Below are 22,021 nucleotides of genomic sequence, written 5' to 3' on the forward strand. Positions count from 1 at the left end.
CCGTTACATGCCTCCATGTAACGGCGCGTCGGGACCCCTCGATTCAGGGCGGGGGCGTCAGCCGCCGAGGTAGGCGTGGTGCAGCACCTCGGGGGAGGCCTGCAGATCGGCGGCGGAACCCTGGTAGGTGACGCGTCCGCCGGCCACGACCAGGGCATCCGTCGCCACCCCCAGGGCGAGGTGCGTGAACTGTTCAACGAGCAGCACCCCGACACCCGACTCGCTGAACTGTTTGATCATGGGCAGCAGCCGCATGAAGACCACTGGCGCGAGGCCGAGCGACATCTCGTCGATGAGCAGATAGCGCGGCTTCGAGGCGAACGCGCGCGCGAGAACCACCATCTGCTGCTCGCCGCCGGAGAGCAGCCCGGATGCGCTGCCGCGGCGCTTCTCGAGTTCCGGGAACTGCGCGAGCGCCTCCTCCACTCCGCGCTGGGTGCCCGCGGTGAGACGGATGTTCTCCTGCACGGTCAGCGACGGGAAGATCGCCCGCCCCTGCTCGATGTGCACGATGCCGCGGCGGGCGCGTTGCACGCGGGAGAGCTTGCCGATCGGTTCGCCGTCGACGACGATCCTGCCGCCGCTGGCGTCGACGATGCCCGACACCGATTCGAGCAGGCTCGTCTTGCCCGCGCCGTTCGGCCCGACCAGCGCCGTGATGCGCCCCGGCTCGACCCGCAGGCTGACGTCGCTGATCACCGGCCCGGCGCCGCGGCTGACCGTCACCGATTCGAGTTCGAGCGCGTTCACAGCATCTCCGTTTCGCCCATGTAGGCCTTCACCACGGCCGGGTCGGCGAGCACGTCGGCCTGCGGCCCGCTCGCCAGCACTTCGCCGAAATCGAGCACGGTGATCTCGGAGCACACCGAGCGCACCAGGTCGAGGTCGTGTTCGATCAGCACGATCGCCACGCCGAATCGCGCCGGCGCGAGCAGCAGACGTCGCCCGAGCTCGAGGTGCTCTTCGTGCGACAGCCCGGCGGCGGGCTCGTCGAGGATCAGGATGCGGGGCCGCGACAGCACGTTGGCCGCCACCTCCACGAGCCGGCGCGTTCCCACATCGACGCTCTGCAACCGGGTCGTCGCCGTCGGGCAGCCGAAGAAGGCGAGCGTGTCGTCGATCTCGGAGTTCGTGAGCCGGCGGCGCGCGACGAACCGCACATACGCCTCGACCGTGAGTGTCGGCGGAACCCTGTCCTGCTGGAAGGTTCGGCGCAGCCCCAGCCGTGCGCGTTTCGTGGCCGACAAGCCGTTCAGGATGCGGCCGTCCAGGCTCACGGAGCCGGTGTGCTGCGGCAGGAAGCCGGTGACCGCGTCGACGAACGTCGATTTGCCCGCCCCGTTCGGGCCGATGAGTCCGAGCACCGAGTTCTCGCGCACCACGAGACTCACACCGTTGAGGGCCTTCACCTGCCCGAACGCGACGCCGAGGTCTTCGACCACGAGCACCGGTGCGCCGGGCGCGCTGTCGACCCGAGCCTCCTCCCGATCCGCGGCCGCCTCCGTCGCGGGCGAATCGGCCAGCCCCGTCGACGTCAGCCCCGTCGACACCGCCGTCGCGGCATCCCGTTTCGCCTGCCGTTTCCACCACGCGTTCCGGATGCCCTGCCCGAGGTTCGAGCCGCTGGTGAGCGCCTGCACGCCGAGAACGCCGAAGATGACGAACGCCCAATCCTGCGGGATGCCCCACCGCTTCAGCAGTTCGGGAACAGCCACCCACACGATGCCGCCGAAGATGGCCATGTCGATGAGATACGCGCCCGACATGATGGCGAGCACGTACAGGGCGAGCGACTGGATGGGCGTGAAACTGCTCGCGAACGGCAGCCCCACCTGCCCAGCGATGAGTCCGCCGCTGATGCCGCCGAGTGTCGCGCTGACGGCGAACGCGGTCAGTTTGGAGCTGCGAACGCTGGCGCCGACGGATGCGGTGCCGCGCTCCGAGAACGCGACGGACTTCCAGCTGCTGCCCCACCGGCCGCCCTGCAGGAAGTAGACGGCGACGGCGCAGATGACCAGCACGATCACGCTGAAGAAGAAGTACGACCGGTCGTCGCTGAACGCGTCGGGCCGCAGCACGGAGACACCGTCGGTCGACCCCGGGAACTGAATCTGGACGAGGGTGACGTCGGCCGCCGCGGCGAATCCGAGCGTGACGACGGCCAGGTTCACTCCGCGCAGGCGGAGCGCGGGGAGCCCGACGAGCACGCCGACGACTCCCGCCGCGAGTCCGCCGAGCACGAGCCACACGATAAAGCCGCCGGGTGCGTTCATCGTGTTGAGCAGCGAGACGATCCATGCGCCCATCGCGGCGAACGTCAGCTGGCAGAGCGCGATCATCCCCGCGCTCCCTGTCACGATGCCCAGACCGAGGATGGCGATGGCCGCGACGACAGCGCTCACGGCGAGGAACACGAAGTAGCCCGAGAGACCGACGCTGAGCGCGTAGCCGGCGGCGAGGCCGACGATCGCGATGATGAAGGGCAGTGCGATCCGCACGGCCGGGGTGCCGCTAGCGCGCCGCATCCCACACCTCCTTGCGCTGCATCCACAGCAGGAATCCGACGATGAACAGGAAGGGGAGGAAGTTGCGGATGAACGACACCTCGTCGATCTGTGCGACCAGGCCGCTCAGCAGTCCGAGCACCAGGCCGCCGATCACGGCGAGATCGAGTCGCCGGAACGCCCCGAGCAGCGCCGCGGCGGAGGCGGGAACGATCAGCATCGACAGGCTCGTCGCGTCGTTCGACTGCGAGGGCGCGACGATGATGATGGCGAGGGCGCTGATCACCCCGGTCACGGCCCAGACAGCGACACTGAGCGGTTTCGACGGGATGCCGATCAGCTCGGCCGTCGTCGGCCGCTCGGAGAGGGCGCGCAGCTTGGTGCCGATCGAGGTGCGGGAGAGCACCAGCCGGCAGGCCACCGCCACCACGATCGCGAGCGACACGGTGGCGACGGTGACCTGACTGATCACCACGCCGCCGACGGTGAACGCCGGCCCCGCGATGATCGGGCTGAACGGCTGCGGCTTGTTGCCGAACAGGATGAACGACAGCGAGATCAGGAGCAGCAGGGGCCCCACCGTGACGGCCGAGCGGGTGGTGATGTCCGCCTCCGACAGCCAGGTCGCGATGATCAGCCCGATCAGCGCGCTGAGCGCAGCACCGATGAGGATGCCGACGATCGACGCCAGCCAGATCGGCCAGCCGCCATGGCTGACGAACCAGACCGCCACGAAACCACCGAACATCCCCGTGGCGGCCTGCGCGAAGTTGACGACCCGCACGAGGCGGGACATCAGGGTCAGGCACACCGCGAGTACGGCGTAGAGGCCGCCCGCGGCGAGCCCGGCGAGTGCACCCTGCAGCATTGATCAGCTCCGTTCGACGCGTCTCGAGCTATTCGCTCGGGATGCGGATCCAGTCGTCCCCGTTGAGTTCCCAGGCGTTCTTGCCGGTGACCAGCTTGATCGGCCAGCCGGCCGTGTTGCCGGCGTGGGTCTTCGCCGTTCCGAAGCTGTACGGGGTTCCGACCATCGGGTTCTCGATGGGCTTCATGTCGTGCAGCGCCTTGGTGACCGACTCGCGGGTGATGTCGCCCTTGATGCCATCGGCGACCTGGATGAAGTACTTCGCCGCGAGGTAGCCGCCTTGCGAGAACGAGGTCAGCGGGATGTCGTTCTTCTGCATCAGCGTCCGCCAGTCTTTGTTGATGTCGCTGGAGGCGTCGGTGAACGGGTAGAACTCGGCCGGAACGTAGATGCCGGCGCCGGCGTCGCTGACCGCTTTGGCGAAGTTGTCGCTGTAGACGCTGGTGAGGTAGAGCCAGTTCACGTCGTTCCAGCCTTGGGCGTTGGCCGCCTTCACCTGTGCGATGGCGTCGGGCTCGACCGGGTTGATCGCCAGGGCCTTGCAGCCGGCGTCCTTCGCCTTCACGATGTACGGCGTGTAGTCGCTGGCGCCGTACGGAACGGTGTCGTCGACGTAGAGCGGCTTCTTACCCGTGATCTCGGTCCACTTGTCGATGGCCTTCTGGTAGGCAGGCCGAGTGCTGCCCGCGATCTCCAGCAGCACGCAGATGTTGTCGAGCTTCGCGACCTCGGAACCCCAGTACAGGGTGAGTGTCATGTCGTTGAAGGGCCCGACGTTGGCGGGCGAGATGTTCGCGTTGTCGAAGCATCCGGTGTCCACGCCGACGCCCGGGATCGAGAGCACTTTCTGCTGCTCGTAGTACTTGGCGTTGATCTCGCACTCGATGAGGCTCGCAGAGCCCACCATGGCGACGGCCTCGTCGCTGCCGACGATCTCGCGGGCGTTCGCTGACGCGGTGGCCGGGTCGCCCTTGTCGTCGAGGCTCTTGTAGTCGATCTTGTGGCCGTTGATGCCGCCCTTGGCGTTCTGGTCGGCGAAGACGGCCGCTGCTGCCTGCGACGCCTCGGGGAAGGCGGCGGCGCCGCTCTTGGTGTTGACCGATCCGACGACGATCTTGCCTGCACCATCGCCGCCCGCACCGCCGCTGCAGCCGCTCAGCACGAGCGCCGCGGATGCCGCGACCGCTGCGGCTGCGTAGAACACGTGTCTCTTCATGCGCTTCCCTGCCTCTCGGGTTGCACCACGACCACCTCGTCGTGGCACGCTCTCCGCCCGCGGTGTGACGGCGAACGGACGAATCTCGTGATTCGTTGCCACGACGCTATGGGCGGCCGGTCGACGGATGTTGTCTGTCGCTGCACGCTGGTTGATTCTGCGGGAAGGCTCGCTCAGCGCACGGCGTCGCGCACGAGCGCGGTGTCGGTGAACTGCTCGAAACGCACGACGCGGCCGTTCTCCAGACGCCAGACGTGGGCGACGCGGGCCTCGAAGGACCGCCCGGTCGCCTTGAACGTTCCGCTGTAGGTTCCCAGGCCGACGATGGTGTCACCGCCGTCGATGAGCTCGGTGATCGCGGCCGTGTAGCCGTTCCATTCGGCCCCGATGCGTTCGAACACGTTCGCCCGCACCTCATCGGGGCCGATGTAGGTTCCGGCGTACGGGAAGCCGGCCATCTCGGTCCAGCGCACGTCGGGGGCGAGCGGGACGAGCATCCCGTCGAGGTCTCCGCGGTCGCTCGCGTCGTAGTGCGCCCTGATGATGTCGTGGTTCGTGGTCATGGTGGACTCCTCCGGTCGGTCGTGCTCAGACGGGCTGGGCGTCGGGATACGACACCGAGCCGAGTGGGTAGATGTGGCCGCCGGCGCGCGAATGCTCCGACTCGCCCGCGCCGTTCAGGCCGAGGAAGATGCCGGTGGTCATCAGGCCGTAGCCGAGGTCGTGCAGCCACACGCTCGCCACGGCGATGCGGAACTCGCGGAAACAGAACAGGTACAGGCCGTCGGCGAACTTCCAGACGGTGGAGAGATCCATGTCGCCGTGGCCGCGCTGCACTCCCTCCAGGCACTGCCAGGCGTAGCGCTGCGACGACACGTACACGTGCTCGTAGAGGTGGTGCGGGCTGTACCGGTAGACGTTGCGTTTGCCGATCAGGTCGCGCGACGGAGCCGGGATCTCGCCCGACGGTTCGCCGCCGTCGGTGACCGCCGACCAGAACGTCTGCCGAACGAGTGGCGTGCCCTCCACATCTTCGTCGCCGATCACGGAGTGCGCGACAAGGGCCCGGTGCGTGGTCGTCGAGTAGACGATCGTCAGGGCCTCGCGCTCGACGCTGGTCAGCGGCAGGTTCACGAAGACCACGTCATCGCGCACCGCGACCGCGTCGTATGGGTCGTGTGCGCCGTCGGGGGAGCCGAAGGCCGCCGTGCTGCGCCACGCCACGGAGTGTTCGGCGAAAGCCAGCTCGACGGTGGAACCGTCGTCGAGCGTGAGAGCGATCGCGGTGCCTGCGATGTCGGTGTTCGGCAGCCGGTACGTGTCGATGCCGGCGGCGAACTCGTCGTAGGTGCGCCACTCCTCGATGGCGGGATCGGCGGTGGCGGGATCGGCGGTGGCGGCGGTCTCTGACATGGGAGTCCCTTCACTGACTGCCCGCCTCGATGCGGACATCCCCATGCTCGCCGTGCCTCAGCGCCCTCTCAACGGCTCGGACCGCTTCGTACGCCCGCCGACAAGCCGCCTTCGCTGCCCGACAACGCTCACCCCGCTCGCGCATCCGCCGAGGGGCGAGTCGTTGCGAGCGCGCACCGGGCGCAGCTCGCGTTGTCTCGCCCCTCGGCGGCGGAAGGACGAGGACGTCAGATGCGAGAGGTGGCGCGCAACTCGCTCGGGGACTCGGCGTACGCGGCCTTGAACACGCGGCTGAAATGGGCCGCATCCACGAAACCCCACCGCGCGGCGATGGCGGCAACGGGCCGATCGGCGTAGAGCGGGTTCAGCAGGTCGCGGCGGCACCGGTCGAGCCGGCGGGTGCGGATCCACGACGACACCGTGGTGCCCTGCTCACGGAAGATGCCGTGCAGGTGCCGCGTGGAGATGAAGTGGGCGGCGGCGATCTGCGTCGGCCCGAGATCGGTGGAGGCGAGGTTGGCGTCGATGTAGCCGCGGATGCGCTGCATCAGTGCTTGATGCGAGTTCGCCGGGCCCTGGCTCACGTCGAGCTCGTTCGCGAACATCGTCGTGACGAGGTCGAGCGCGCTGTGGGCGAGGCGGGCGCCGGTCGCGCCCGAGAGCTGTTCGAGGTTGCCGACGAGTTGCGCGAGGAAGGGCACGATGATGCTGCCGACGCCGGTCTTGCCGCTCATCCGCACCGCCGTGAGCTGCGCGACGACGTCGGCCGGCAGATCGATGAGGTGCTTCGGGAACATGACGACCATGGTGCGGAAGTCGTCGTCGAACACGAGGGAGTACGGCCGATGCGTGTCGTAGACGGCGAGGTCGCCGGGCTGCAACACCGCTTCGCGATTGTCTTGGATGAGGAGGCCGGTGCCTGCGAGTTGGAGGCTGAGCTTGAAGTAGTGCCGGTCGCTGCGCGCGATCAGCTCGGGCGTGCGCTCCACCACGTGTTCGGCGGCGCTCACCTCCGAGACGTGCACCTCGTCGGCGCTGGCCGATCGGATGCGACCCCAGAACGGGTCGGGATGCGAGCTCGTGACGTGCAACGGCACGAACGACTCGGACACCGCCGTCCGGAACTCGCTGAAGTTACGCGCGACCGACGTGGTCACGCGGCTGGCGGCGGGGGATTGCGGAAGGGAACTGCTGAGCACGGGGGCACCTCACTCGGGTTCGTGACGACACTGTATACGATCCGTGATACGGACCATATCATCCGTTCGCGGCGACCGACCAGTCCACCCCTGTTCCTCGCGGCTCGGCTCAGGCGAGTTCGGCCCGTACCGCGGCGACCGCATCCGCCAGCCTGGCCCCGATCGGCGCTACCTCTCGCCCGCCCGCCACGTAGACCACCGCGATGGCGGCCGGGGGCTGACCGGGGAGCACCAGGGGAACGGCGACCGAGGCGAGCCCCGGAATGACCTCGTCGTGGCTCGTCGCGTACCCCTGGCGCCGGGCGTCGGCGGCCTCGGCTCGCGGATGCTCGTCGCCGAGCGCCTGCCACTGGCTCTCCGTGAGCACCGACTGGATGGCGATCCCGGGCGCGCCGGATGCGAGTGGATGCCGCGTTCCAGGGCGCTGAGCGACGGCGGCGTGCGCGTGCGTGGGCTCCACACTCACCAGGGTGACGACCTCGTGGCGGTCGAGCACGGCGAGGAACGCCGTCATGGTGAGGTCGTTCGCGAGGGCGGTGAGGGCGGGCAGCGCCGCCGCTTGCAGGTCGCGCGACACGGACCGGGCCAAGGCGGCCATCCGCGGGCCCAGCTGCATCGATCCGGCAGCGTCGCGCACGACGAGGCCGTGGCTCTCCAGGGTGCGAAGGATGCGGTACGCGATCGAACGGTGCACGCCGAGGGCGGCGGAGACGGCCGCGATGGTCATCGGCTCGTCCGACTCGGCGAGGATCTCCAGCACCCGGATGCCGCGGGAGAGCGTCTGCGAGTGGGGCGTGTCGGGTGCGGATGCGGTCGCCATGCTGCCATTCTGGCGCACCGCCCGAACGGGTCTGTATAGTATCTCAGATCGTATACGTTCGAGTGTTCAAAGGAGAACGCATGACAGCCGTAGCCCCGCCCGTCACAAAGGACCTCCGCAGGGTCGCCGTCGCCACCGTGATCGGAACCACCGTCGAGTGGTACGACTTCTTCATCTACGCGAGCGCGGCCGGTCTGGTGTTCGCGAACCTGTTCTTCGAGCCCGCGGGCCCGCAGGTGTCGGTGCTCCTGGCGTTCGCGTCGGTCGGCGTGAGCTTTCTCTTCCGGCCGCTCGGCGCCTTTCTGGCCGGCCACTTCGGCGATCTCATCGGCCGCAAGGCGATGCTCGTCGCCACCCTGCTGCTCATGGGAGCCTCCACGACCCTGATCGGTCTTCTGCCCACGTACGCGCAGATCGGTGTCGCGGCGCCGGTGATGCTCCTGGTGCTGCGCATCCTGCAGGGGGTCTCCGCCGGTGGTGAGTGGGGCGGCGCGGTATTGATGGCCGTCGAGCACGCCCCCGACGACAAGCGCGGCAAGTTCGGCGCGTTCCCGCAGATCGGCGTGCCCCTCGGCCTGCTGCTCGCATCCGGCGTGCTCGCGCTGATGAGCGGAGTATTCTCGCCGGGCGACGCGTTCGTCGAGTGGGGGTGGCGTGTTCCCTTCCTGGTGAGCGCGATCCTCGTCGTCGTCGGCTTCCTCGTTCGCCGAACGGTCGAGGAGAGCCCCGTGTTCCTGCAGCTGGCGCAGCAGAAGCAGCGCACGAGGCTTCCCATCGTCGAGCTGTTCCGCCACAGCGGCTGGCTCGTGCTGCTGGCGGCGCTGACGTTCGCGGGCAACAGCGTCGCCGGCTACATGACCACCGGCGGTTACCTCCAGAACTACACGACCGACCCGGACGGACCCATCCGGCTCGAGCGCACACCCGTTCTCCTCGCGGTGAGCGCATCGGCCGTCGTCTGGCTGATCATGACCTGGTTCGGCGGCGTGGTCTCCGACCGCATCGGCCGCCGTCGCACCTACATCATCGGGTGGATCTGCCAGCTGATCACCGTCGTGCCGCTCTTCGTACTCGTGAACACCGGCAACGTGTTCCTGCTCTTCCTCGGCCTCGCCCTGTTCACCGTCGGCAACGGTCTCACCTACGGGCCGCAGGCCGCGTTCTTCGCCGAGATGTTCCCTGCCAGAGTGCGGTATTCGGGGGTCTCCGTCTCCTACGCACTCGGCGCGGTCATCGGTGGGGCGTTCGCGCCGACCATCGCCACCGCGCTCGTGCAGTCGACCGGAACGGTGTTCGCTGTCGCCGGCTACATCGCCGTGGTGACCGTGATCGCCTTCGGCGCGACCTTGCTCCTCAAAGACCGGTCGGGGGTGCCGCTCGGAATCGATGAACGCTGAGCTGCACCGCGGCATGAACCCGGTTCGTGCGCCCGGCCGGCCGGGCATCGTCGTGCCGATCGTCTCCCTGCTGGCCACCGCGGACATGGCCGTTCCGGCGATCACCGTACTGCCCGCGCCGGTGTGGATCGCCCTGCTGCTGACGCTGTCGGCCTGGGCGGCCCGGCGCGGCCGTCGGAGCGGAGCCGCCCAGCTGGCTGCCGAGCCGTTCGCGATGGCACTGATGGTGGTGCTCGGCCTCCTGTTCGCCCACCGCGGCCACAGCGCGGGGCCGGGCGTCATGGGGCTGGTCCCTCACGCGCATCCGGGGGCCGGCGGCGGGGTCGCCCCGATCACGGTGGCACTGGCGTTGTCGGTGGTCGTGCTCGGGATCGGCTGCCTCGCTTCGGCCGTGCGGGCGACCCGGCGCATCGGCCTGGTCCGCGGGCTGCTTCCGCTCTCGTCCGCGGTCGCGATGTGCGCCATGACGACCTGGATGCTGGTGCCGAGGTGAGCGACCTCCCGGCTAGGCCAGGGTCTCGATGCCGATCCTCACCACATCCCCGAGGCCGACGCCCTCCTTTTTGCGCACAGACCCCTTGATCGCCAAGGTGTACGCCCCGTCAGCCGACTCGGGAAAGATCGAGGTCGCCCACCGCGAGCCGCCGAGGGTGACCATCACCTTCACCGACCCCCACCCGGCCGGAGGATGCGGCTGATCGTGGATCTCCTGCGAGATGTCGAGCGGCAACCGCGCGAACACCCACAGGTCGCGCCGCGCCTCCCAGCGCCACAGATCCGCCTCGAATTCGTATCGGATGCCCGCCATGACTCCACTCTGCCGCATGCCGCCGACGCTCACCATTCCACGCGACCACCTGAAAGAATGGACGAGCCGAGCGACGACGTTCCGTTCGCGTCGGCCGACGACGAGGAGACGGATGCGCTGGCCGAACTGGTTCCGCAAACGGGCGGGCAAGCCCAGCATGCGGCCGTTCGACGAGAAGGCGCTCATCGAGATCGAGCCCGCCTCGCTCGACCAATCGGTCGAAGAGGGGATGCTGCTGGCGGACTACGCCACGCGCATGGCGGTCAAGAACCACATCGTCGTCGACACCATCCAGCTCGGAAACGCGTTCGACCCGGCGAGGCACACGGAGCAGGCGGCGGAGATGCTCCGGGAACTCGCCGACGAGCAGGAACAGGCCTCCGCCCGTGCCGCCGAAGCGTGGCTCGCGGTGGCCGGGCGCGGGGGTGACGCCGAGCATCCGCACGACTACCGCGACGTCGACGGCGCCAACCTGCTGCGGCGTGAGGCCGCTGCCACGGCGCTGGCGGATGCGCTGCGCACGCGGGCGGACTCCGACGAGGAGCTGCTGGCCATCGTGGAGCGGTCGCGCAAAGACGCGTGGGACGAGGTGGGCGACGCCATCGGCGCCTCCCTCGACGCCTTCTCCGGCGTGGAGGCGTTGAAGGCCGGCTACGAGGAGGAGCGACCCGGGCGGCTGCGGCTGCTCATCCAGCGCGACCTCGCGCGACTGCAAGAGGAGCGCGGCGGCTACTGACCGGGATGTCGGCGTGTGCGTGGTCAGCCGCGCAGGCTCGCCGGCGGCACCAGCACCCCGACCTCGGTGCGCATCCAGATCGCCCCGGACTCCCGCTTCTCCTCGCGGGTGGCGAAACGGTAGAGGAAGGTGCGCGCCCGCACGGCACGCGGTGGCGAACCGTTGAACGGATCGGTGCGCAGCAGGGCGAGGGTCGGCGCATCCGCTTCGAGGAGCCTCAGCAGGAACATCTCGAACCAGCGGGTGTCGCGCGAGCCGAGGGCGAGAAACCACATCAGCCAGTCGAGCCGCAGGTGATAGGGCGCGAACTGGCGGGGGATGCGCGTCACCTCGCCCGGCTTGCCCTTGAACCCGTACTCCCGCCATTCGGCATCCGGAGTCTCGGGATCGTCGGCCGTGCCCTCGACGATCACCTCGAAGCGCTGTTTGGTCACGCTGCCGAAAGCACCGTACGCGTTGACGAGATGCCAGCGGTTGAAGCTCGCGTTCATCAGCTGCCGGCGGGCGAACAGGTTGCGGAGCGGAGGCCAGCTCAACACGACGAGCAGTGCGCTCGCGGTGAGGGCGACCAGCGCGAACCACAGGGGCATGCCGGTGTCGCCGACCGGGCCCACCCGGGCTCCGCCCAGCACCCAGGAGAACGCCGAGTCGCTCACAGCGGCGAACGCGAGCACGATCGTGATCACGTTGAGCCAGGCGAAGTTGCCCGTCGCAACGAGCCACAACTGGGTCAGGATGACGATGGCGGCAGCCACGCTCGCCACCGGCTGCGGCGCGAACAGGAACCACGGCACGATGAGTTGGGCGAAGTGGTTCCCGAGCACCTCGACGCGGTGCCACCACCGGGGGAGCAGGTGCGCGGTGCGGCTCAGCGGATTCGGCATCGGCTGGGTCTCGTGGTGGTAGAAGAGGGCCGTCAGGTCGCGCCACGACCGGTCGCCGCGCATCTTGATCATGCCCGCGCCGAACTCGAGCCGGAACACCAGCCAGCGCAGCAGGAAGACGATCGTCACCGGTGGAGGCGTGTCGTGGGCGCCGAGGAAGGCGACGATGAACCCCGCCTCCAGCAGCAGGCTCTCCCAACCGAACGAGTAGAACGTCTGACCGACGGTGACGATCGACAGGTAGAGCAGCCACACGACGAGGAAGACGGGGATGAGCACCCACGACGGCGCCGCCTGAGGCACGCCGACGACGAGCAGGGCGGAGAGCCCGGCGCCCGTCCACGCGACGGCGAGCAACAGCCGGTCGGAGTACCGCCACCGGAACAGGGTGGGCTGGCGTCGGGCGTACAGGGTGGTCAGGAATCGCGGCACGGGAAGGAGCCCGTGCTCGCCGAGGAGCGCCGGAAACTGGTTCACGGCCGAGACGAAGGCGATGAGGTACAGCGCGGCGACTCCGCGCTGTAGCACCTCGCGCGCGACGGTGTAGTCGGAGGCCGCGAGCCAGTCCCACCATGTCATCGCCGAGCCTCCTCCGCCGAGTCCTCTCGCAGAAACGCGACAACCATACGCCGCAGTTCAGCAGGCGCACAGGGGTGCCCTCACGGTCGGCCGAGGGCGTCACGCGTACGTGCTCTGGTGCGGCGATATCCTGCCCACTACCGTCGAAGGCATTCGATATTTCACCACTGGGGAGGCTGCTGTGTTGCGCATTTCAACGATCGACGGAGGCGTCATCGACGTCGATTCGTCACTGATGACGATCGACGACGGCGTAATCGCCTGGTGGCGATCGGAGAGCGAAGAAGCCGTCGCCCGCTGGCGGCTCGACGAGGTGGTAGGTGTGCAGGTGCTCGTGGAAGACCCGATCCAGCGCGCGCGAAGGGAGCATCCGAACGCCTATCGTCGCTGGACGATCGAGGAGGAGGCCGCGGTGGTCGAGGCCTTCGCCCGCGGCGAAGCCGTGAAGGAGATCGCGGCGGCGACCGGGCGCCGGGTGGGCGGCATCCGGTCGAGGCTGATCGCCCTCGGAGTCATCGAACCCGCGCCGGGTGACAGGGTGTCGGTGCCGTCGTCGGCCGTCCCGCCGTCAGCGCCGGCGCCGGCCGTCCCGTCGTCGGCGGTGCAGACGTCAGGCGGCGAGGCGGGCGTCGAGGCTGATCGCGCGGTGGTCTGACGCGCCCGCGGGCAGAACATCGACCTGCTTGATGTCGAAACCGGTCGACGTGACGAAATCGAAGTAGCCGGTGAAGAACTTGTACCGCAGGTAGGTGGGCTCGGTGCTGCGCATGAGCGCATAGCCGGTGGTGGTCAGCCGGCGCTCGAGGCCGCGGATGAACCACGGGTAGTTGAAGTCGCCCACCATCACGGCGGGGATGTCGTCGGCGAGCGAACGCATGCCGGCGTGCGCGGCCGAGATCTGCTTGCGGCGCAGGGAGTTGGATGCGGTGAGCGGGGCGGCGTGGAACGAGCCGACCAGCACATCCTCGCCCGTCTCGCGGTCGTGCAGGTGGGCGGCCAGCAGCCGCTCGTGCGCCGGAGCGAGAACGCGATCGTGCACCGACTTCTGAACCGCGAAGACCTTGGTCTCGATGATGTCGTACTTGCTCTCGCGCACGTAGATAGCGAGGCCGAGGCGGTTCGTCTTGGTGGCGTCGGCCAGCACGAGGTGGTGCAGTCGTTCCGGCAGCGCCTCCGCGTCGCACTCCTGCAGGCACAGGGCGTCGACGTCGTGGACCGCCGCGATGTCGGCCAACTCGTGGCCCGCCGCGTGTTTGCGCAGGTTGTAGCTGATGATCCTCAGTTGAATCCCTCTTCTCGCGCATCCTCGGTCGGGGATAGGGACGCTTAGACATTCTTGCCCAGAATCGCACAGACCCGTTGCGCGACAACGCTTCGCACACGGAATTCACAACAGAGTCATCGGGGAGTGACTGCGAACACACGCCGCGAGTACGGTGGTGGCATGGCGAGCGAAGCGGTTGTGATCACGGTTCCCGGCCCGAACGGCGAGCGCGACGTTCGGATCTCCAGCCCCAGCCGAGTGCTGTGGCCCGAGCTCGGCATCACGAAACTCGATCTGGCGAACTACTTCATCGCCGTCGGCGACGCGTTCCTGCGCGCGAACGGCGACCGCCCGGTCTCGCTGCAGCGCTTTCCGGAGGGGATCGACGGCGAACAGTTCTTCTCGAAGAACCCGCCGCGCGGTGCTCCGGACTACGTGCGCTCGGTGATGGTGGTCTACCCGAGCGCGAGGTCGCATCCGCAAGTCGTGCTCGACGAGCCGGCGGCGGTCGTCTGGGCCGTACAGATGAACACGGTGGTGTTCCACCCCTGGCCGTCGCGTGCCGACAACTCCGACAACCCGGATCAGCTGCGCATCGACCTCGATCCGCAGCCCGGCACGGATTTCGACGACGCGGTGCCGGCCGCGATCGAATTGCGCAAGGTGCTGGCCGAGGCGGGTCTGGACGCCTACATCAAGACCTCCGGAAACCGCGGGCTGCACGTGTTCGCGCCGATCGAGGCGACCCACGAGTTCCAGGATGTGCGGCACGCGGTCATCGCAGCGGCCCGCGAACTCGAGCGGCGGATGCCGGATGCGGTCACCACCGCCTGGTGGAAGGAGGAACGCGGGGAACGGATCTTCGTCGACTTCAACCAGGCGAATCGGGACCGCACGATGGCAGGCGCATACAGCCCTCGGGCCCTGGCTCATGCTCCGGTGGCGACGCCGATCACCTGGGACGAGCTGGAGACCGTGAATCCGAAGGACTTCACGGTCTTGACGGTGCCTGACCGTCTCGCGAGCGTCGGCGACCCCTGGGAGACGTTCGGGCAGAAGCCCGGTCGCATCGACGAGCTGCTCGGCTGGTGGAAGCGCGACCTGGAGTCGGGCCTCGGGGAGCTTCCGTTTCCTCCCGACTACCCGAAGATGCCGGGCGAGCCGCCGCGGGTGCAGCCGAGCCGGGCCAAGAAGCCCTGAGCCCAGAGGCGACCCCTTCTGAGTCAGCCGACCGCCGAAGGGCGAGTTGTTGCGAGCCAGAAGACCCTCGCGCTCGCAACAACTCGCCCTTCGGGCGGTCTCAGCTGAGCACGTCGGCCAAGTCGTACGCGACCGGGCGCTCGAGCTGCTCGAAGGTGCAGGAGGCCGCGTCGCGATCGGGGCGCCAGCGTTCGAACTGGGCCGTGTGCCGAAAGCGCATCCCTTCCATCTGGTCGTAGCGGACTTCGAGCACGCGTTCGGGGCGCAGGCGAACGAACGACACGTCTTTGCCCGAGGAGAAGCGGCTCCGTTCGGTCTCGCCTTTCGTGGGGTCGCCGTTCTCGTCGCGCTCGACCAGCGGTGCGAGCTCGTCGATGAGTTCGAGGCGGCGAACGTCGCTGAAGGCCGAGACGCCTCCGACGTTGCGGAGCGTTCCCGTCGAGTCGTACAGACCGACGAGCAGCGAGCCGACGCCGCGTCCGCTGGTGTGGATGCGGTAGCCGAGCGCGACCACATCCGCCGTCCGGTGGTGCTTGATCTTCAGCATCGTGCGCTTGTTGGGGGCGTACGGGGCGGCAAGCGGCTTCGCGACCACGCCGTCGAGGCCGGCGCCCTCGAACTCCTGCAGCCAGCGGCGCGCCAGGTCGACATCGGTGGTCGTTCGGGTGAGCTGCAGGGGCGCGGGAAGCTCTCCGGCGAACTCTTCTAGGGCGGCACGACGGTCGGCGAACGGTGCGTCGACCAGCGATTCGTCGCCACGCGCGAGTAGGTCGAAGGCGACGAACGTCGCGGGCGTCTGCTCCGCGAGAAGGGTCACCCTGCTTGCGGCGGGATGGATGCGCTGCGACAGAGCCTCCCAGTCGAGCCGTTGCGACCCGGGCTCACCGGTGGGCACGACGATCTCGCCGTCGAGCACGCACGGGCCCGGCAGGAGCCGGGTGAACGCGTCGACCAGTTCGGGAAAGTAGCGGGTGAGCATCTTGGAGCCGCGGCTGCCGATCTCGACACGGTCGACGCTCGTGCCGGATCCTTCGGCGTAGACGATCGCCCGAAAGCCGTCCCACTTGGGCTCGTAGCTCAGGCCGCCCTCGACGGAGTCGGCCTCCGGAACTTTCGGTACGGCTTTCGCCAGCATCGGTGCGATCGGGGTTTTCGCCGTGGGCTGCATGGTTCGATCATGCTCCGCCGTGCGCTCGGAGGGAAGTCGCTGCTGGGCATCCGCTTCGAGCCGGTGATGGTTAGGTAAGGCTCGCCTATACTGAAAGCACGATGTACCGACCCGATCACGCGCACCACACCGCGACCACCGCCCACCACGATGACCGTGTGCAGTTCTTGGTCGTCGCGGACGAGTCGTCGCTGACGCAGCTCGAGGCGGAACTGGCGCTCTTGCCGCTGTGCGCTCGGGGCCGCGTGTTCGTCGAGGTCGAGCATCCTGAAGACGCCGTCGCTTTGGCGATCCCGATGCGGATGACGGTCACCTGGCTCGCACGCTCTCGTCGCACCGGGCGTCCCGGCAGCGGGGCACGCTGCGCTCGCGGCGAGGCTGCGACCCGTGCCGTTCGTGCCTGGAGCGCGGAAATGCTCTGCGACGGCCCGGGGGAGACCCGCGCGATCGTTCTCGGTGGCTTCTCACTCGTCGCCGAGGTGCAGGAGCATCTCGTGTCGGAGGTCGGCATGCTGCCCTCCTCCGTCTCGGTGCCGACCTCTCACTGAGCCGGGATAGCCGTCACCCTCGGCGTCACGCTCGCGGTCACACCACGGCGTCGACGCCTGTCAGTTGCTCGCTGACTGTCCAGAGGTCGCGCCCGAGCTGGGCGTTTCGCGCCTGTTGCCGCACCTTGCCATTGGCCGTCAAACGGTCGAAGTACGTACCGCTCGGAGCGCCGACGGGCGTATCGGCGGTCAGCCTGACGAGGGGAGCGGCGCCGGCTTCTACGGTGATGCCGTACGTTCCCCGTGTGACCGCAGCGCCGAAACGGATGAGCGGCGACGACATGCCGAAGTTGGTGGCGATGGTGCCCGGGTGGAACGAGAACGCTTCGACGTCGGTGCCGGTGAGCCGTTCGGAGAGCTCGCGGATGAAGAGAATCGTCTCGAGCTTTCCTGTGCCGTACGCGTGCCAGCCGCCGAGCCACGGGCGTTTCTCGAACTCGAGGTCGTCGAGCCGCACGTTGCCGAAGAGGTTGGCGAGAGAGGCGGTGGAGACGACGCGAGCGGGATGACCGGCCTCGGCCGTTGCCACCAGCCGCGGAAGCAGAATGCTCGTGAGCAGGAAGGGCGCCAGGTGGTTGGTCTGGAACGTGCGCTCGTGGCCGTCGACCGTCACCTCACGCTTGGAGTAGAGGCCTCCGGCATTGTTGGCGAGCACGTCGATGCGGTCGTAGCGGTCGAGCAGCGCGGCGCCCAGGGCGCGCACGTCGTCGAGACGTTCGAAGTCGGCGAGGAAGGGCGTCGCGCCGACCCGCTCGGCCACGGCTTCGGTGCGTTCCGCGTTGCGGCCCACCACGGCGAGCTCGTTGCCCTGCGCGGCCAGCTGCGCGGCCGCGACCGCGCCGATTCCCGAGCTGGCCCCGGTGAGCACGATCGTGCGCTTTCCGTCTGCTGCGCTCATACGTAGCCCCCTTTCTCGAGTCCTGCTTCGATCTCGTAGCGGTTCTTGAGTGGATCGCGCCCGGCGATCAGGTAGAGAAACGGGAACAGCATCCCGTAGCGCTGCCATTGCCGTTTGTGTACGGCTTCGTGTTCCAGCACGTCGTCGGAGACGTTCTGCGCGGTGAGGTAGCACCCTCCGACACACGAGCCGCCCCGGCCGAACGTGCGCGGCGGCATGCCGCGGAACACGAACATCCCCTGCCGTCGCTCCACTCGCCCTGTGCTCCAGATGAAGCCCCACACCAGGCCGACGGCCGTGGCGTAGAGGTATCCGAGCCAGCTGATCGGAGAGTCGAGCAGCATCCGTCGTATCGCGCGCACTTCTACTCCGTCGGCCGGCCGTAGGTCTCGAGGAGCCGGAGCCAGACCTCGCTGAGCGTCGGATACGACGGCACCGCGTGCCACAGCCTCGACAGGGGAACCTCGCCGACCACGGCGATCGTGGCGGAGTGCAGGAGTTCGCCGACGTCTTGGCCGACGAACGTCACGCCGAGCACGACCTGACGGTCTTCGTCGACGACCATGCGGGCCTGGCCCGTGTAGTTGTCGGCCGCGATGGTGGCGCCCGACACGTTGCTGATGGCGTAGTCGACGACGCGGATGCGGTAACCCGCCTTTTCGGCCGCCTGTGCGGTGAGCCCGACCGACGCCACTTCAGGATCGGTGAACGTGACCTGGGGAACCGACTGGTGGTCCGCGTTCGCCACATAGGTCGTCCACGGTTCGAGGGAGACGTCGACGCCACGGGCACGCGCCGCCATGGCGTCGCCGGCCGCTCGGGCCTGGTACTTGCCCTGGTGGGTGAGGAGCGCGCGATGGTTCACGTCTCCCACGCCGTAGAGCCAGCCGCCGTCGACCGGCTCACCGTCGGCACCGAGCACGCGCAGGGTGTCGTCGACGTGGAGCCACTCTCCGCCCTCGAGGCCGAAGGCCTCCAGACCGAGGTCGGCGGTGTTCGGCACCCGGCCCGTCGCGACCAGCAGTTCCTCGGCCTCGATGGTGGACCCATCGTTCAGTCGCACGAGGAGCTTGTCGTCTTCCGTGCGTTCGACCGAGGTCGGCGACGCATCCAGGTGAAGCGTCGCACCCAGCTCGCGCAGGGAGTCGGCCACCAGCTCTCCCGCGAACGGCTCGTTGGCGCTGAGCAGGGCCCCGCGGGCGATGAGATCGACCTTCGTGCCGAATCCGGCATATGCCGTCGCCATCTCGACCCCGACGACGCCGCCGCCGAGCACGATGAGCGACGACGGGATGTGCTGGGCGCTCGTGGCGTCGCGGCTCGTCCAGGGCTGGCTCTCGCGCAGGCCGGGGATGTCGGGCAGAAGTGCGGCGGAACCGGTCGCGATGCCGACCGCGTGCTTGGCGGTGAGCACGGTGACCGTGCCGTCTTCGGCGGTGACTGTCACCTCACGCGGAGCCGTGATGACTCCCCGGCCACGCACGAGGTCGATGCCGGCCCCGTTCAGCCATTCGACCTGCCCGTCGTCCTTCCAGTCGCTCGTGACGTAGTCGCGACGTTTCAGCACGGCCGCGACATCGAGCTTCCCGGTGACCGCCTCGCGAACCCCGCCGACCCGTTCGGCCGCCCGGAGCAGGGCGCCGCTGCGCAGCAGGGCCTTCGACGGCATGCAAGCCCAGTAGGAGCACTCGCCACCAACGAGTTCGGACTCGACGATCACGGTGCGGAGGCCGCCCTGCGCGGCGCGGTCGGCGACGTTCTCGCCGACGGCGCCCGCACCGATCACGATGACGTCGTATTCGGTCGTTGCCATTCTTTTCGACTCCTGTCTCGTCGGCTAGCGCCCGACGAACTCTGCTTCTGTTCGGGTGAGGAAGGCTCGCATGCCGATCGCGGCGTCTTCGCTCGCGACCAGCCGCACGAGTGTGGGCTGCAATTCTGATTCTGCGGCGGCGTCGCCTTCTCGCACCGCACGCTTGGCGTTGCTCAGGGCCGCCTGCACCGCGAGCGGCGCCTGGGCGGCGATCCGCTCGGCGATGGCGAGCGCGCGGTCGAACTGTTCACCGTCGTCGACGACCTCCTGCACGAGCCCGATGCGAAGCGCCTCGGCGCTGTCGAACGTGTCGCCGGTGAGGATGTAGCGCATCGCGTTGCCCCAGCCGACGGCACGAGGAAAGCGCAGCGTTGCACCGCCGAACGGCAGGATGCCGCGGGTCACCTCGATCTGCCCGAACGTGGTCGATCGTGCCGCGACGGAGATGTCGGCCGCGAGCATCAGCTCGATTCCGAGCGTGAGACACGTTCCGTGCACCGCGACGACGACGGGCTTGGTGAGCTGCACCCCGGAGACCTGCCAGGGATCGATTCCGCCCTGCTCGGTGAACGACAGACCGTCCGCGCCGATGCGCGGGCCGAGATCGGCGAGGTCGAGCCCGGCCGTGAAGTGCTCCCCGATGGCGTAGACCAGTCCGACCCGCAACTCGGGGTTTCGCTCCAGCTCTCCGTACGCGGCAGCAAGCTGACTGAGCAGGTCGTAGTCTGCGGCGTTGCGCTTCTCCGGACGGTTGAACGCGATGAGCAGAACGTGCCCCCGCCGTTCGGTGAGGATCTTGGGTTCGGTCATGTCTCTCAAGCTACTCGACACTCAGACCGTGTCGTCCGGAGGCGGCGAATCTGTGGAGAGATGCCGAGCTCCGCCGTTCGTGGAGGAGTTCGACCCGCCGAGAGCGCTCGCCGAACCGTCGCCCGCGGCGGCGGGCAGCGCGGCGGTCAACGAGCCGAGAATGCGCAGGATGACCGGAAGATCGCGCTCGGCGTTCTCCGGAGACTCGGGAGCGAACTCGGTGATCGCAGCGCCGGCGAGCTCGAACCGGGCGCGCAACGCCCGCACCGCATCCGCGAGCTGGCCGGGTTGCACCCCGAACGGTTCCGGATAGCCGATGCCGTCCATCGTGGCGGGGTCGAGCACGTCGAGGTCGATGTGCAGGTAGACGGCTGTCGCGCCCGTCGCGGCGACCGCTTCAACCACGGTCTGCGGGTCGGCGACGTCATCGGCGGAGAGCACGCTGATGCCCGAGGCGGTGACGAACGACTCCTCACCGTCGTCGAGCGCCCTGGTGCCCGCGAGCACGAGATTCGATCGCGGAAGGACTGCCGCCCCGGTGGAGGCCAGGCCTTCGGCGCCGTCGCCGAGCAGAGCCCGGACCACCATGCCGTGGAAGGCTCCGGACGGCGAGGAATCCACGTCGTTCAGGTCGCCGTGGGCGTCGAACCACACGACCGCGACGCTGCCCGGAGGCCGCCCGGCCAGCGCGTATTGAATGCCGCCGAGGTCGGCCCCGCAGTCGCCGCCGATCGTGATCACCGGAGCTTCGAGAACCGAGAGCTCGGCGAGAACGGCGTCTCGGATGCTGATGAGCGACGAGAAGCGGTGCACGCCGGTGCCGAGCGAGTCACCGGCGGAGGCCGGCACCGGAACGACGGTGGTCGCGGCCGAGGGCAGATCGCCGCGGATGGCTTCTGCACCGTCGATCAGCCGCATCGCGCGGGACGAGCCGGACCCTTGCCACTGCGGCACGACGAGGAACGTCGCCCCGCTCATCCGCGAACCCCGGTCGCGCCCGCGCGGGCGTGCACCACTGTCGTCATTCGGTCATCCAACTCTGTCGGGGTGGGAGTGCGTCGTGTCTTGCAGTGCCGACGCGGCGGGGACGCTCGGCCGCCGCCGCGCCTCGGTCACTGGCCCGGCGTGTACGGCGCCGACGACGTCGGGTCGGCGGTCACCGCCGCCGGGGCGGGGGAGCCGCCGGTCTTGAGAGCGGCGAGCCGCGCCTCGACCTCCGTCATCTCGCCGAGGTCGTCCAGCTGGTTGAACTGGGCGTCGAGGCTCGACGCCGCTAGTTCGGACGCGCCGCGAACCCGCGCCTCCTCGCGCTTGATCTTGTCTTCGAACCGGCCGACCTCGCTGGTGGGGTCGAGGATGTCGACGCTCTTCACCGCATCCATCACCTGCGACTGCGCCTGCGCGCTCTTCGCACGGGCGATGAGCTCGCTGCGCTTGCTCTTCAACTGCTCGAGCTTGGTCTTCATGCCGTTCAGGCCCGACTTCAGCTTGTCGACGATCTCGGTCTGGGATGCGATCTGCGGCTCGGCCGCCTTGGCCTCGTTCTCGGCCGCGATCTGCCGCTGCAGTGCGACCTTCGCGAGGTTGTCGAACTTGTCCGCGTTGGCGGCGTCGCCACCCGAACGATAGACGTCGGCCTGCTTGCTCGCCGCCAACGCCTTCTGGCCCCACTCGCCGGCCGCCTCGACGTCTTCGCGGTGGTCGTCTTCGAGCAGCCGCAGATTGCCGATGGTCTCAGCGATGGCGCTCTCGGCGTCGGCGATGTTGTTGGTGAAGTCCCTCACCATCTGGTCGAGCATCTTCTCCGGGTCTTCGGCCTGGTCGATGAGGGCGTTGACGTTCGCCTTCATCAGCTGCGAGATCCGCCCGAAGATTGACTGCTTTGCCATTGTGCTT

The 22,021-nt window shown here is 68.6% G+C and carries 24 protein-coding genes; 6 read left to right on the forward strand and 18 right to left on the reverse strand.

Going from position 1 to position 22,021, the window contains the following annotated elements:
* Positions 1–57 precede the first annotated feature (57 nt).
* The 8 genes from ACFVWR_RS04220 to ACFVWR_RS04255 form a co-directional block, all read right to left on the reverse strand.
* Positions 58–750, reverse strand: a complete 693-nt coding sequence (locus ACFVWR_RS04220; RefSeq protein WP_387208333.1) for an ABC transporter ATP-binding protein — start codon at positions 748–750, stop codon at positions 58–60.
* Complete coding sequence (locus ACFVWR_RS04225) at positions 747–2,525, reverse strand: ATP-binding cassette domain-containing protein (protein WP_387208335.1); 1,779 nt, start codon at positions 2,523–2,525, stop codon at positions 747–749. The genes ACFVWR_RS04220 and ACFVWR_RS04225 overlap by 4 nt, the downstream gene beginning before the upstream one ends.
* Positions 2,512–3,372, reverse strand: coding sequence for a branched-chain amino acid ABC transporter permease (locus ACFVWR_RS04230; RefSeq protein ID WP_387208337.1), 861 nt, complete (start codon positions 3,370–3,372; stop codon positions 2,512–2,514). Before ACFVWR_RS04230 ends, ACFVWR_RS04225 begins: the two co-directional genes overlap by 14 nt.
* A gap of 28 nt (positions 3,373–3,400) precedes the next feature.
* A complete protein-coding gene (locus ACFVWR_RS04235) occupies positions 3,401–4,588 on the reverse strand; it encodes an ABC transporter substrate-binding protein (protein ID WP_387208339.1) in 1,188 nt (395 codons plus the stop codon).
* Positions 4,589–4,761: 173 nt separating this feature from the next.
* A complete protein-coding gene (locus tag ACFVWR_RS04240) occupies positions 4,762–5,151 on the reverse strand; it encodes a nuclear transport factor 2 family protein (protein ID WP_387208341.1) in 390 nt (129 codons plus the stop codon).
* Between the two features lie 25 nt (positions 5,152–5,176).
* Positions 5,177–6,001 (reverse strand): MoaF C-terminal domain-containing protein, encoded by an 825-nt coding sequence (locus ACFVWR_RS04245; RefSeq protein ID WP_387208343.1) that lies wholly within the window; start codon positions 5,999–6,001, stop codon positions 5,177–5,179.
* Positions 6,002–6,228: 227 nt separating this feature from the next.
* Positions 6,229–7,200, reverse strand: coding sequence for a helix-turn-helix domain-containing protein (locus tag ACFVWR_RS04250; protein WP_387208345.1), 972 nt, complete (start codon positions 7,198–7,200; stop codon positions 6,229–6,231).
* A gap of 109 nt (positions 7,201–7,309) precedes the next feature.
* Complete coding sequence (locus tag ACFVWR_RS04255; RefSeq protein WP_387208347.1) at positions 7,310–8,020, reverse strand: IclR family transcriptional regulator; 711 nt, start codon at positions 8,018–8,020, stop codon at positions 7,310–7,312.
* A gap of 80 nt (positions 8,021–8,100) precedes the next feature.
* On the opposite strand from ACFVWR_RS04255, the gene ACFVWR_RS04260 reads away from it, so the two are divergent.
* Both ACFVWR_RS04260 and ACFVWR_RS04265 read left to right on the forward strand, forming a co-directional pair.
* Positions 8,101–9,417, forward strand: a complete 1,317-nt coding sequence (locus ACFVWR_RS04260; protein WP_387208349.1) for an MFS transporter — start codon at positions 8,101–8,103, stop codon at positions 9,415–9,417.
* Positions 9,407–9,910 carry a hypothetical protein gene (locus tag ACFVWR_RS04265; protein ID WP_387208351.1) on the forward strand — a complete coding sequence of 168 codons (504 nt, stop codon included), beginning with the start codon at positions 9,407–9,409 and terminating at the stop codon, positions 9,908–9,910. Before ACFVWR_RS04260 ends, ACFVWR_RS04265 begins: the two co-directional genes overlap by 11 nt.
* 12 nt (positions 9,911–9,922) lie before the next feature.
* On the opposite strand, the gene ACFVWR_RS04270 is transcribed toward ACFVWR_RS04265, so the two are convergent.
* Positions 9,923–10,225 (reverse strand): DUF1905 domain-containing protein, encoded by a 303-nt coding sequence (locus tag ACFVWR_RS04270; RefSeq protein WP_387208353.1) that lies wholly within the window; start codon positions 10,223–10,225, stop codon positions 9,923–9,925.
* Between the two features lie 16 nt (positions 10,226–10,241).
* Here ACFVWR_RS04270 and ACFVWR_RS04275 point away from each other — a divergent pair, with 16 nt between their 5' ends.
* Positions 10,242–10,961, forward strand: a complete 720-nt coding sequence (locus tag ACFVWR_RS04275) for a hypothetical protein (RefSeq protein WP_387208355.1) — start codon at positions 10,242–10,244, stop codon at positions 10,959–10,961.
* A 23-nt stretch (positions 10,962–10,984) separates the two neighbouring features.
* Here the strand turns inward: ACFVWR_RS04275 and ACFVWR_RS04280 are convergent, their stop codons facing one another.
* A complete protein-coding gene (locus ACFVWR_RS04280) occupies positions 10,985–12,424 on the reverse strand; it encodes a lipase maturation factor family protein (RefSeq protein WP_387208357.1) in 1,440 nt (479 codons plus the stop codon).
* Between the two features lie 181 nt (positions 12,425–12,605).
* Between ACFVWR_RS04280 and ACFVWR_RS04285 the strand changes: the two genes are divergently transcribed.
* Positions 12,606–13,079: a hypothetical protein gene (locus tag ACFVWR_RS04285; protein WP_387208359.1), complete on the forward strand. Its 474-nt coding sequence runs from the start codon at positions 12,606–12,608 to the stop codon at positions 13,077–13,079.
* On the opposite strand, the gene ACFVWR_RS04290 is transcribed toward ACFVWR_RS04285, so the two are convergent.
* Positions 13,035–13,712, reverse strand: coding sequence for an endonuclease/exonuclease/phosphatase family protein (locus ACFVWR_RS04290; RefSeq protein WP_387208596.1), 678 nt, complete (start codon positions 13,710–13,712; stop codon positions 13,035–13,037). The genes ACFVWR_RS04285 and ACFVWR_RS04290 overlap by 45 nt on opposite strands.
* 156 nt (positions 13,713–13,868) lie before the next feature.
* Here ACFVWR_RS04290 and ligD point away from each other — a divergent pair, with 156 nt between their 5' ends.
* The gene (ligD, locus tag ACFVWR_RS04295; protein WP_387208361.1) at positions 13,869–14,888 is read left to right on the forward strand and encodes a non-homologous end-joining DNA ligase; all 1,020 of its coding nucleotides are present in this window, start codon (positions 13,869–13,871) and stop codon (positions 14,886–14,888) included.
* Between the two features lie 100 nt (positions 14,889–14,988).
* On the opposite strand, the gene ACFVWR_RS04300 is transcribed toward ligD, so the two are convergent.
* Positions 14,989–16,056 carry an ATP-dependent DNA ligase gene (locus ACFVWR_RS04300; RefSeq protein WP_387208363.1) on the reverse strand — a complete coding sequence of 356 codons (1,068 nt, stop codon included), beginning with the start codon at positions 16,054–16,056 and terminating at the stop codon, positions 14,989–14,991.
* A 101-nt stretch (positions 16,057–16,157) separates the two neighbouring features.
* Between ACFVWR_RS04300 and ACFVWR_RS04305 the strand changes: the two genes are divergently transcribed.
* Positions 16,158–16,604 (forward strand): SIP domain-containing protein, encoded by a 447-nt coding sequence (locus ACFVWR_RS04305; protein WP_387208365.1) that lies wholly within the window; start codon positions 16,158–16,160, stop codon positions 16,602–16,604.
* 37 nt (positions 16,605–16,641) lie between these two features.
* Here ACFVWR_RS04305 and ACFVWR_RS04310 read toward each other — a convergent pair whose 3' ends face one another.
* From ACFVWR_RS04310 to ACFVWR_RS04335, 6 genes are all read right to left on the reverse strand, one after another.
* Positions 16,642–17,502: an SDR family NAD(P)-dependent oxidoreductase gene (locus ACFVWR_RS04310; RefSeq protein ID WP_387208367.1), complete on the reverse strand. Its 861-nt coding sequence runs from the start codon at positions 17,500–17,502 to the stop codon at positions 16,642–16,644.
* Positions 17,499–17,846 carry a Fe-S oxidoreductase gene (locus ACFVWR_RS04315; protein WP_387208598.1) on the reverse strand — a complete coding sequence of 116 codons (348 nt, stop codon included), beginning with the start codon at positions 17,844–17,846 and terminating at the stop codon, positions 17,499–17,501. Before ACFVWR_RS04315 ends, ACFVWR_RS04310 begins: the two co-directional genes overlap by 4 nt.
* Before the next feature lie 20 nt (positions 17,847–17,866).
* Complete coding sequence (locus ACFVWR_RS04320; RefSeq protein ID WP_387208369.1) at positions 17,867–19,315, reverse strand: dihydrolipoyl dehydrogenase family protein; 1,449 nt, start codon at positions 19,313–19,315, stop codon at positions 17,867–17,869.
* Between the two features lie 24 nt (positions 19,316–19,339).
* On the reverse strand, positions 19,340–20,125 hold the full coding sequence (locus ACFVWR_RS04325) for a crotonase/enoyl-CoA hydratase family protein (protein ID WP_387208371.1): 786 nt from the start codon (positions 20,123–20,125) through the stop codon (positions 19,340–19,342).
* A gap of 21 nt (positions 20,126–20,146) precedes the next feature.
* Positions 20,147–21,103 carry an arginase family protein gene (locus ACFVWR_RS04330; protein ID WP_387208373.1) on the reverse strand — a complete coding sequence of 319 codons (957 nt, stop codon included), beginning with the start codon at positions 21,101–21,103 and terminating at the stop codon, positions 20,147–20,149.
* Between the two features lie 134 nt (positions 21,104–21,237).
* Positions 21,238–22,014: a PspA/IM30 family protein gene (locus ACFVWR_RS04335; protein WP_387208375.1), complete on the reverse strand. Its 777-nt coding sequence runs from the start codon at positions 22,012–22,014 to the stop codon at positions 21,238–21,240.
* Between the last annotated feature and the right edge of the window lie 7 nt (positions 22,015–22,021).

It is taken from the genome of Leifsonia sp. NPDC058292 (assembly GCF_042880955.1).
In the GTDB taxonomy this organism is placed as follows: Bacteria; Actinomycetota; Actinomycetes; order Actinomycetales; family Microbacteriaceae; genus Leifsonia.

Coding starts and splice junctions, on each gene's coding strand:
- ACFVWR_RS04330 (WP_387208373.1), bottom strand. CDS start 21,103: ATGAGCGGGGCGACGTTCCTCGTCGTGCCGCAGTGGCAAGGGTCCGGC.
- ACFVWR_RS04235 (WP_387208339.1), bottom strand. CDS start 4,588: ATGAAGAGACACGTGTTCTACGCAGCCGCAGCGGTCGCGGCATCCGCG.
- ACFVWR_RS04280 (WP_387208357.1), bottom strand. CDS start 12,424: ATGACATGGTGGGACTGGCTCGCGGCCTCCGACTACACCGTCGCGCGC.
- ACFVWR_RS04335 (WP_387208375.1), bottom strand. CDS start 22,014: ATGGCAAAGCAGTCAATCTTCGGGCGGATCTCGCAGCTGATGAAGGCG.
- ACFVWR_RS04275 (WP_387208355.1), top strand. CDS start 10,242: ATGCCGCCGACGCTCACCATTCCACGCGACCACCTGAAAGAATGGACG.
- ACFVWR_RS04320 (WP_387208369.1), bottom strand. CDS start 19,315: ATGGCAACGACCGAATACGACGTCATCGTGATCGGTGCGGGCGCCGTC.
- ligD (WP_387208361.1), top strand. CDS start 13,869: ATGGCGAGCGAAGCGGTTGTGATCACGGTTCCCGGCCCGAACGGCGAG.
- ACFVWR_RS04270 (WP_387208353.1), bottom strand. CDS start 10,225: ATGGCGGGCATCCGATACGAATTCGAGGCGGATCTGTGGCGCTGGGAG.
- ACFVWR_RS04225 (WP_387208335.1), bottom strand. CDS start 2,525: ATGCGGCGCGCTAGCGGCACCCCGGCCGTGCGGATCGCACTGCCCTTC.
- ACFVWR_RS04315 (WP_387208598.1), bottom strand. CDS start 17,846: ATGCTGCTCGACTCTCCGATCAGCTGGCTCGGATACCTCTACGCCACG.
- ACFVWR_RS04245 (WP_387208343.1), bottom strand. CDS start 6,001: ATGTCAGAGACCGCCGCCACCGCCGATCCCGCCACCGCCGATCCCGCC.
- ACFVWR_RS04260 (WP_387208349.1), top strand. CDS start 8,101: ATGACAGCCGTAGCCCCGCCCGTCACAAAGGACCTCCGCAGGGTCGCC.
- ACFVWR_RS04300 (WP_387208363.1), bottom strand. CDS start 16,056: ATGCAGCCCACGGCGAAAACCCCGATCGCACCGATGCTGGCGAAAGCC.
- ACFVWR_RS04305 (WP_387208365.1), top strand. CDS start 16,158: ATGTACCGACCCGATCACGCGCACCACACCGCGACCACCGCCCACCAC.
- ACFVWR_RS04325 (WP_387208371.1), bottom strand. CDS start 20,125: ATGACCGAACCCAAGATCCTCACCGAACGGCGGGGGCACGTTCTGCTC.
- ACFVWR_RS04265 (WP_387208351.1), top strand. CDS start 9,407: ATGAACGCTGAGCTGCACCGCGGCATGAACCCGGTTCGTGCGCCCGGC.
- ACFVWR_RS04240 (WP_387208341.1), bottom strand. CDS start 5,151: ATGACCACGAACCACGACATCATCAGGGCGCACTACGACGCGAGCGAC.
- ACFVWR_RS04310 (WP_387208367.1), bottom strand. CDS start 17,502: ATGAGCGCAGCAGACGGAAAGCGCACGATCGTGCTCACCGGGGCCAGC.
- ACFVWR_RS04230 (WP_387208337.1), bottom strand. CDS start 3,372: ATGCTGCAGGGTGCACTCGCCGGGCTCGCCGCGGGCGGCCTCTACGCC.
- ACFVWR_RS04255 (WP_387208347.1), bottom strand. CDS start 8,020: ATGGCGACCGCATCCGCACCCGACACGCCCCACTCGCAGACGCTCTCC.